We start from the raw sequence: 8,186 nt of genomic DNA on the forward strand, positions 1-8,186 counted from the left end.
GACGTGCACACCGTCCGCAAACCAGGCACCGCGAAACAGCGAACGAAGAAGTCAACGACCCCACGACCCCGCCGCACAGGTTAAAGATCAAGCTAGTGCCGCATCAGGCAACGTTTGCCCTGTCGACCACTTACGGAGCCCCGTCAGGCGGACCCGGCGGTCTTGGCCGGCTCGGGCGATCCGGTGGGCTTGATGTTCTGGTTCGCGTGGAAGAAGTTGTCCGGGTCGTAGGCCCGCTTGATCTCCGCGAGCCGCTCGTAGCTGCGGCGGTACGTGGCCAGCACACGGTCCCGGCCCTCGTCAGCGCCCATGAAGTTCACGTACGAGCCGCCCATTGAGTATGGGTGCAGCGCCCTGCAGTAGTCGCCGCTCCACTCCTTGACGAGCTCGGCGTTGGCCGGGTCGGGATCGACGCCGGCGATGACACCGGACCAGACGGCGTCGCGGTAGCCCCAGGCCGTCTCGTCCGGGCCCACCCGGTGCGCGGCCCCGTCGACCGGGTAGAGGTGCATCGTCGACAGAGGGGTCGGCAGGTTCTGCCCGTACGTGAGATGAACGTCGATCGAGTCGTCGTCGATCCGGTCGAAGAAGGCGCCCCGCCAGTACCACTGCAACCCTTTCCGATACAGCTCGTCGAACATGCTCTGCAGCGCGGGATACGGCATCGGTGTTGCGAAATGAAACGCCGGCGGGCCCGGCTGACCCACAGCAGCGAAGATCTCATCCGTTCGACCCAGGTCGCCCGTGAGGCACCACACCACGCCGCACACCTTCTGCCCGTGGATCTCCTCCGGGAACGGCGGCCCCGGCGGCACGACGAACAGGGCGAAGAAACCGTAGACGTCCTCGGCCGCACCCGGGAGGAAGTCGCGGTACCACTCCAGCACCTCACGGGTCCGCTCGACCGGCCACACGGTCACGCCGAACCCGATCGTGTCCACCGGGTACAGCCGGTAGGTGAAGGAGGTGATGACTCCAAAGTTGCCACCACCACCGCGCAACGCCCAGAACAGGTCGGGCCGTTCGTCCTCGCTCACCGTGACGAAGGTGCCATCGGCGAGCACTATGTCCGCGCCCAGCAGGTTGTCCGCCGTCAGGCCGTACTTACGGGTCAGGTAGCCGTGGCCGCCACCGAGGGTCAGCCCGCCGACACCGGTCGTGGAATTGATGCCCGAGGGCGTCCCGAGGCCGAATCCGTGTGCGGCGTGGTCCAGGTCGCCGAGCTGGCTGCCAGCGCCGACCCAGGCGGTGCGGGTCACCGGGTCCACCCGCACCCAGCGCATCAGGGACAGGTCGAGAGTCAGCGCGTCGTCCACCACGCAGAGGCCGGGGCCGCTGTGTCCCCCGCCGCGGACTGCGAGATCCAGGCCGCGCTCGCGGGCGAACCGAACTGTCCGGATGACGTCTGTCGCATCCACACACCGCGCGAACGCCGCGGGGTGTCTGTCGATCATCGCGTTGTAGATCGCGCGGGTTTCGTCGTACGCGTCGTCCTGCGGACCGATCACCGGTCCGCGCAGCGTCTCGCGCAGAGCATCGAGAGTCGCGCCGTCCATGAGAACTCCTCTGCGGGGCCCGCGCCCGGCACCGCCCCGGCCTTCCGCCTGCCGGCCGCACTGTGGATCACATGGGCGCGCCCCGCTAGCCCCCTTCGGCGGCGCGTCGTCAGAGCCCGTCGGCAGCCGCCACGACGCCTCCTCGGGGCCCGCAACCGCCACAACTAACTGAGGGCCGACAACTTCAGCCTTCCATCGACCCTCCGCCCGCGCAACGCGATCGAGGGCCGGGGCCTGCGGCGCGCCCGGCCGACCCGGTATCGCGGCAGCTCAGGCGCGGGAGTGCCTTGCCCAGCACGGGACCGCCGGACGGCGCCGTTCTGGGTGCTGGTCCGGGCGCGTGATCATCACCCTGTTCGGGTGGCAGAACGAGTACGCGTGCGCGAGATCGACGATGACGAGGGCAGGCGGCATTGGCACGACCATAGCCCTTGCGTTTGAGGAGCTTGATGCGTGTGACGTGGCCTTCGACTTGGCCTGAGCTCCAGTGACTGGTGAGCCCGGCGATGACGGCGTCTTGGTCGCGGCGTAGTCCGGTGATCAGGGAGTGCAGGGCGGGCAGGTCATCGACCAAGACACGGTTCATCCAGTCGGGCAGCAGGTCGCCGCGACGGTCGTGGAGCATGGCGGCGAAGTCGCGGACGTGTCTGGCTGTGGCGTCGAGATGTGGGCAGGCGGCGCGGATCTCTTTGAGTTCCTGGGCGTCGCTGGAGGAAAGCCGGTCGGGATCCGTCATGATCCAGCGGACCACGCGGCGGGGCCGCGGGGCGGGCCGGGGTGCCGTCGGGAGTCCCCGCTCTTTGGTGGGACGTAAGTAGCGGCGGACGGTCTGGATGTCCCCGGGGAAGCCGAGGGCCTGGATTTCACGGTGGAGACTGGGGATGTCGTGACAGCCCTCGTTCCAGCGTTCGTGCAGGTAAGGCTTGTACTCGTCCAGGATGGACTGCCGGTTGACCGCCTTGACCAGTAGCTCATCGATGCTGGTGGCGCGAGCGAAGCGGCGCACGGTGGAGTGGTCCAGACGCAGTTCCCGGCCGATAGCGCCGAGGGATATGCCTTCGGCGAGGCGTTCCTGCACCGCCGCGTAGCGTTCTTTGGCGCGAGCGACCAGGCGCCGCGGTCGGCCGAAGCAGTCACGGGTCCCGTCCGGAGGGTCGAACGGCTCCGCGCGGTCGGCCGGGTCTGGCTCAGTGACCGTGCTTGTTGCGAAGGCGGACCGGATGCATGGGTGGTGCGGCCCGACGGTCTTCTCAACTGCCTCGGCCAGGTTCCGCCACAGGTGCCAGCCGTCGGCAACCTGCACGGCCTGGGGAGCGCCGGTCCTGGCCCCCTCGGCGTAGGCACCAGCGCGGTCCCGGCAGATGATCTCCACCTCGGGATGCCTGGCCAGCCAGGCGGCAAGGGGCTCGGCTTCCCGCCCCGCCAGTACCTCGACCGGCTGGCGGGTCTCCAGGTCGACGAGGACGGTGGCGTATGAGTCGCCCTTGCGCAAAGCGAAGTCGTCCACGCCCAGGACACGCACTGGCCCTTCGGGCGGGTCGGGCACGACCCTCAGCAGGTTCAGCATGGTGTCCTTACCGACACGGATACCCAGCAGCGCGGCCAGGCGGGCACCGGGCCAGCCAGCGAGCGTGCAGGCGATGGACAGCAGGGCCGACCGCAGTAGCGGGGTCTTGCGGGCGTGCGGCGAGGTCAGCCCCTCGAACTGCTCGGCAAAAGTCACCGCGGTGCAACTGCCGTTCAGGCACCGGAAGCGGCGTACAAGCAGTTCGATGACCACGGCCCGGCCGCCTATCGCAGCGTCCGCCACACGCCGGACGTATCGCCCGTGAATCCGGCCCGACGGCCTCGAACAGTGCGGACACGCCGCCCCGGCAGCTCTGGCGTGGGCGTGGAGAACGATCTGGGCCGCCGACTGCTGGATGAACTCGACTACGACACCGGCCAGATGAGGAAGAACCGCTTCAAGGCTTCGCGAACCACACCAGCGACAACGCTGCATACGAGGGTTCGTCCCTGTTCGACTGCCCCCTCAACGGCGGCGGGACTCGTGACTTGCGAAGGCATCCGCCCTCACCAGCGCGCCGGCCGCGCAGCCGCACCTGGCCGGCCTGCGCACAGCATTTGCCACGGACGTACGGCCGTCTGCGCGTCGGCCGTCGAGCCGCCGCGTGCGATCCCCGCCGTGTGCCGGCTATCGGCACGGACGCGAGACGTCAGCGTGATCGTTTCCTGGCCAATCAAGGCGATTCAGCTGTCGTCGGTGATGGCCGCTGCCACGCTCGGATACGGCACGGACCGTGTGCTCCCGCATGAGGAAGGGCTGCTGATGATCCCCCGCTTCCACTCGTACGTGAACGAGTCCCTGGAGGAGTACCTCCGCGATCGCCTCAACTTGCCCCTCGACTTCGATCAGCTCAACGTGAAGCACGTCGCCGTGGTGGCGGCCGCGAGCTCGGAGGACTTCGCGGCGACGGGACACCTGCTTTCGCTCCTGTCCGTCTTGCCGACCCCGGCCGATGACGAATTCTGGAGGGCTCTGTGGGATGCGTCGGGAGATGCCTATCTGCTGCCCGCTAACCTCAAGCACCTGGTTCTGCGTGCCTTGGACGGAGACGCCGCCGGCCTGGCGGGCCAGATCATGTCCGCGTTCGAGGCGATGAATCCCACCAACCGCGCCGCCGTCGCCGACCTCGTCGGTGACACCCTCGCCTCAGGTATCGACCTCTCCTTCAGCAAACAGCTCATCGGTGGCCTGTGGCTGTCCGATCTCGAACGCACCGCATGGCGGGTGCTCCTGGCCACCTACACGCCAACCAAGTCCGCGGAGCAGGCTCAAAACGACCTCCGCGAGGCATGGAAGGACGCCTGACGTCCGCCTCAACAGCCATGCGTCGACCGGGAGTCCAGGCGCGCCGGTCCGGCTGGACGCCGCGGCTGGCGCCGTTTGTTCGGCCGCCTCCGGTAAGCCACACTGGCTCGCTTTTGGTGGTTCGTGGGTGCAGGTCCGCGGGGGCGGGCAGGGTGCAGTTGGCACGCGATCCCGGGTGTCGGGGCGCTGGCGGCGCTGGTCGAGGGCGCGGCGGACCGCGGCGCGGCCCGTGTCAAAGGGAGCCTCGAGCGCTGCACGATCGCCTGACGGTCGCCTGTACCGGCAGTCGGGTGCAGCGGGGTGCGCAGCAACGGCTCTTTCCTTCTCAAGGGTGGGGCGGGCCCCGCCCGCACGCGTGCCGGTCGGCGATACGGCACGCTCCGCGCGTCCGTACCGCGCTGCCGCGTGCCAGGCGGCCGCTCTGTGCCCTGGTCCCTCGCTTCGCGGCGCGTTCCCTCCAGTTGGGCCGTTCCGAGGAGGGTTTTATCCGAGATCGGCGAAGCCGTGGATGGTGGCGGTGCCAGATCGGACGATCCAGATTCCGCTGCCGGGTGGGGTTTCCTTCGAGCGGGTCTTGAGGTCCTTGGTGTCCACGGTCGCGGGCCATCAGGCTGGTCCTCGCATCGGATCACCGGGACAGGGAGGGGCAGGCATGGCGGTTGCGGACGACGTGGTGGCGAGCGAGGAAGACGTGGAGTCGGTGCGCCGGTGGGTGCGGCTGTCGTGTACCGAGCCGGGGACCCATCTGCCCGCTCTGGCCACGATCGCGCGGCAGCTTCAGCTGTCTGCACCCGTGGTCCGGTCCGCTCTGGAACAGCTCGCCACCGAGGGGCTGGTGACCCTCCACGACGGCTACCGCCTCTACAGCGTCGGCACGATGACCCCGACCGAGCGCGCCTACCGGATCATCCGCATCGTGATCCACCGCAGTTACCTGCCCGGCGAGCGGTTCATGAACCGCGACGAGATCGCCCGCACGTTCGACATCGGCGTCAAGGAAGCCGCGGCCGCGGTGCGCCAGCTCGTCGCCGAAGGGCTGCTGACGGGGCCGCGCGGGCAGTACGTCAACGAGTACAGCCCGGAGCAGCAGCGCCGGCGCGTCCGGCAGCTGCGCGAGCGCGCCAGTGATCTGCGCCGCGAGGCCCTCGAACTGATGAGGACGGGCCGGGAGATCGAGCAGCAGATGGACGCCGACGACCCCAAGGCCACATAGCCCCGCCCACCTCGCAGCGGTCCATGGGGCGAAGGAAGGGCGGGCGGCACACGGCGACGACGGCGGCGGCCGCGGCTGCCTGGGGCGCGCTGTCTCTCGATCAGCTTCTCTGCCGGTCGCACTCCCACCTGACCGGAGGGCCGTCGCAGTGAGCACAGGGCCCCTGTGCGCGGCAGTCGGTCCATCCGGCGTGCGGCAGGGCGACGCAAGGGCAGTCCTGCCCGAGCGAGCAGGACATGCTGCCGTCTTCGTGGTCGAGCTGGAGGCCCGAGCAGCCGCCGTCCATGGCGCTGAGGGCATCGGCGGGGCCGCTGAGGTCCGGCGGGCCCATTTCCTTGGCCATCGCGACCAGGTCCTCGAAGACGAAGTCGGCGGCCTGCTCGGGACGGTCGGCTTGGAGCGCGGCGCACATCTCCTCGGTGATCCGGTGCCCGTTGATGAGTGGCCAGCTGTCGTAGCCGGCCTGCAGGGAGAGCTTGTCTACGCCGATGACGTCCGGGCGCCAGTCTCCGGTCTTGGGCTGCGGCAGCATCACGGAGAGGGCGTCACGGAGGTCTTCAGGGGTGCGCACCTCGTGGACGGTGGCCGACGGGACCCCGCGCGCCGCGTCACGCAGGCGGGGGCGGCGGCCGCTGCTACCGCAGGTCCTTTGCTCCTGTCTCTGTGAGGAACCACGCGGTCTCGCTACGATGAGCCCACTGCTCACGAGCATGGGGGGCGCCATGACGGGGGAACGGCTTCCACTGGACGAATTCTTGGAGCGGCAGAACTCCGAGCAGGAGACCCGTCTCCGGGTCACGATCCAGCCCCTTCCGGAGCAGCCGGACCGGGTCAAGGTGACGCCGTTCGTTGCTGATGCGCGTGGCTGCCTGTGCCCGTACGCCCTCGCCGTCGACAAGTCGGCCATCGCCGAAGTCATCACGACCGACGAAAGCCGGGATTGCTGCGGCGCCCAACTCGCCGTCGTCGAGGTGACGTTCGCGAGTGACACGCTGACCGATGTCTTCAAGCAACTGGTCGCGTCGGCTGCACGCGCCACCGGCCGCTACGGCGCGCCTGATCCCGCTCCGCCGCCCGACCCGGCTCGTCAAGGGCCGCCGGTCAGCCCGCCGCAGTGGCGGCCGCCACTGCCCTCCGCACGCTATGGCAACGCGAGCAACTGGCCTGTCGTCGGCCCCTTTGGCGAGTGGTACATGCTGGACCCGAAGTCGATGGCTACGGGCCGCTATCGGCCCGTGCCGGATTCCGCAGCGTGGCTTCAGTTCAGGTGCTCTGCCAGGTACTCCATGTGCCTGCAGGCCTGCGAGGGCTACTGGGACCCGGTGGCCTACGCAGCCTGCCAGTGCCGCTGCGGCAACGACTTTGCGACCTGCCTCGACCCGAACGCCCCGACGCAGCCCTGCGGATAGGCGCGCGCCCACAGCCGCCCAGAAGGCCCGGGAGTCCTGGAAGTGGCTGCCCAGGGTGTGCCAGGACAGGCCGGGGTGCTGGATGCGCAGGGCCTCCGGGCCTGCGGTGGCCAGCCCGCACCGCTGGTACTTCTCCATGGTGTAGGGCTGTTCGACTCACCCGAGCCGACAGGGGGCGCAGACGGTGTAGTCGACGGCGAAGGCGATATCGCCGGCGAGGTTCGCGGCGCGCTCCCTCCAGCCTGGGCGCTCGAGGAGGGGTGTCCTGCCAGGGTGCATTCAGCCTGATCACGGTCCAGCTGGTGGGCTGTCGGCCCCATCTGCCGCCGCTGATCGCGCGTAGGAACCGCTGCTGGCTTTGTCCACAAGAACAGGCAGCGCCCCGACAGCGGTTTGGGAGTCGCCCAGACGCTGACGCGGCATCGGATTGTTCACGAGTTTCGGCAGCGACTGAGCCGAGATCCTGAGAGGCGCGGCGGTCGGCTCGCCCATGTCCAGAAGACGGGGTATGCCTTGATTCCGCGTCCCGACGGCACCATTCCACGGATGGGGGCAGTTGTGTTCTGTACAGGTGCGTCCACGCCGGTTCCGGACGCACGGTGGGGTGCATGACTCATCCACTTGTGATCGTCTACCCGCCGGACGGACAGGGAGCCCGGCGGGTACGTGTCAACGGCCTCCTCATGGGAGGTGCACGCCGCCTCGATGACGTGGCCGCGTTCATAGTCCGGGCGGGCCTCGACCCGGGCACGATCGGTCTCGTCGACTCGGCGTTCGTAGAATGGCGGGGCGGCGGCGTCGACGAGTGGCCCGCCGACATCTCAGGCGCGCCGGCCTCTGAGGCATGAGTGGCCGCAGCTGCTCGAGTGCCGCGTCGGCCCAGTCAAAGCAGCACGCCGTGAGTTCAGCGCCTGCCGCTACGACGTCCTCGCCCGTGCTGCTACTGGCCACCCGCAGTGGGTGCTGTCGGTTTTCATGAACATCGACTTCGCCTCAATCCGGGTGCCGCCCACGGAGCCGAACAACTGCTGCCCGTTTTCGGGCTCTGGTCCAACTTCTGTGGAACGGTGACGCTCAGTACCGACGGGGGTGTCGGTAGGACGGTTGATAATGCCGGTCATGGCAGATCGCAGTCC

Annotated in this window: 7 protein-coding genes; 4 read left to right on the forward strand and 3 right to left on the reverse strand. The window is 68.9% G+C overall.

What is annotated here, in order from left to right; all coding sequences use genetic code 11:
• Nucleotides 1-143 precede the first annotated feature (143 nt).
• Both ACFVJQ_RS45030 and ACFVJQ_RS45035 read right to left on the reverse strand, forming a co-directional pair.
• On the reverse strand, nt 144-1,556 hold the full coding sequence (locus ACFVJQ_RS45030) for an FAD-binding oxidoreductase (protein ID WP_385791725.1): 1,413 nt from the start codon (nt 1,554-1,556) through the stop codon (nt 144-146).
• A 184-nt stretch (nt 1,557-1,740) separates the two neighbouring features.
• On the reverse strand, nt 1,741-3,558 hold the full coding sequence (locus tag ACFVJQ_RS45035) for an ISL3 family transposase (protein WP_385791727.1): 1,818 nt from the start codon (nt 3,556-3,558) through the stop codon (nt 1,741-1,743).
• Here ACFVJQ_RS45035 and ACFVJQ_RS45040 point away from each other — a divergent pair.
• Both ACFVJQ_RS45040 and ACFVJQ_RS45045 read left to right on the forward strand, forming a co-directional pair.
• On the forward strand, nt 3,448-4,428 hold the full coding sequence (locus ACFVJQ_RS45040; RefSeq protein ID WP_385791736.1) for a hypothetical protein: 981 nt from the start codon (nt 3,448-3,450) through the stop codon (nt 4,426-4,428). The two genes, ACFVJQ_RS45035 and ACFVJQ_RS45040, sit on opposite strands and share 111 nt — an antisense overlap.
• Before the next feature lie 652 nt (nt 4,429-5,080).
• Nucleotides 5,081-5,641 (forward strand): GntR family transcriptional regulator, encoded by a 561-nt coding sequence (locus ACFVJQ_RS45045; RefSeq protein ID WP_385791729.1) that lies wholly within the window; start codon nt 5,081-5,083, stop codon nt 5,639-5,641.
• Between the two features lie 100 nt (nt 5,642-5,741).
• On the opposite strand, the gene ACFVJQ_RS45050 is transcribed toward ACFVJQ_RS45045, so the two are convergent.
• A complete protein-coding gene (locus ACFVJQ_RS45050) occupies nt 5,742-6,212 on the reverse strand; it encodes a hypothetical protein (protein WP_385791731.1) in 471 nt (156 codons plus the stop codon).
• Between the two features lie 151 nt (nt 6,213-6,363).
• On the opposite strand from ACFVJQ_RS45050, the gene ACFVJQ_RS45055 reads away from it, so the two are divergent.
• A complete protein-coding gene (locus ACFVJQ_RS45055) occupies nt 6,364-7,050 on the forward strand; it encodes a hypothetical protein (protein WP_385791733.1) in 687 nt (228 codons plus the stop codon).
• A gap of 608 nt (nt 7,051-7,658) precedes the next feature.
• Nucleotides 7,659-7,898 carry a hypothetical protein gene (locus tag ACFVJQ_RS45060; RefSeq protein ID WP_385791735.1) on the forward strand — a complete coding sequence of 80 codons (240 nt, stop codon included), beginning with the start codon at nt 7,659-7,661 and terminating at the stop codon, nt 7,896-7,898.
• Nucleotides 7,899-8,186 lie beyond the last annotated feature (288 nt).

Source organism: Streptomyces sp. NPDC127197 (assembly GCF_042672405.1).
Taxonomy (GTDB): Bacteria; Actinomycetota; Actinomycetes; order Streptomycetales; family Streptomycetaceae; genus Streptomyces; species Streptomyces flavusporus.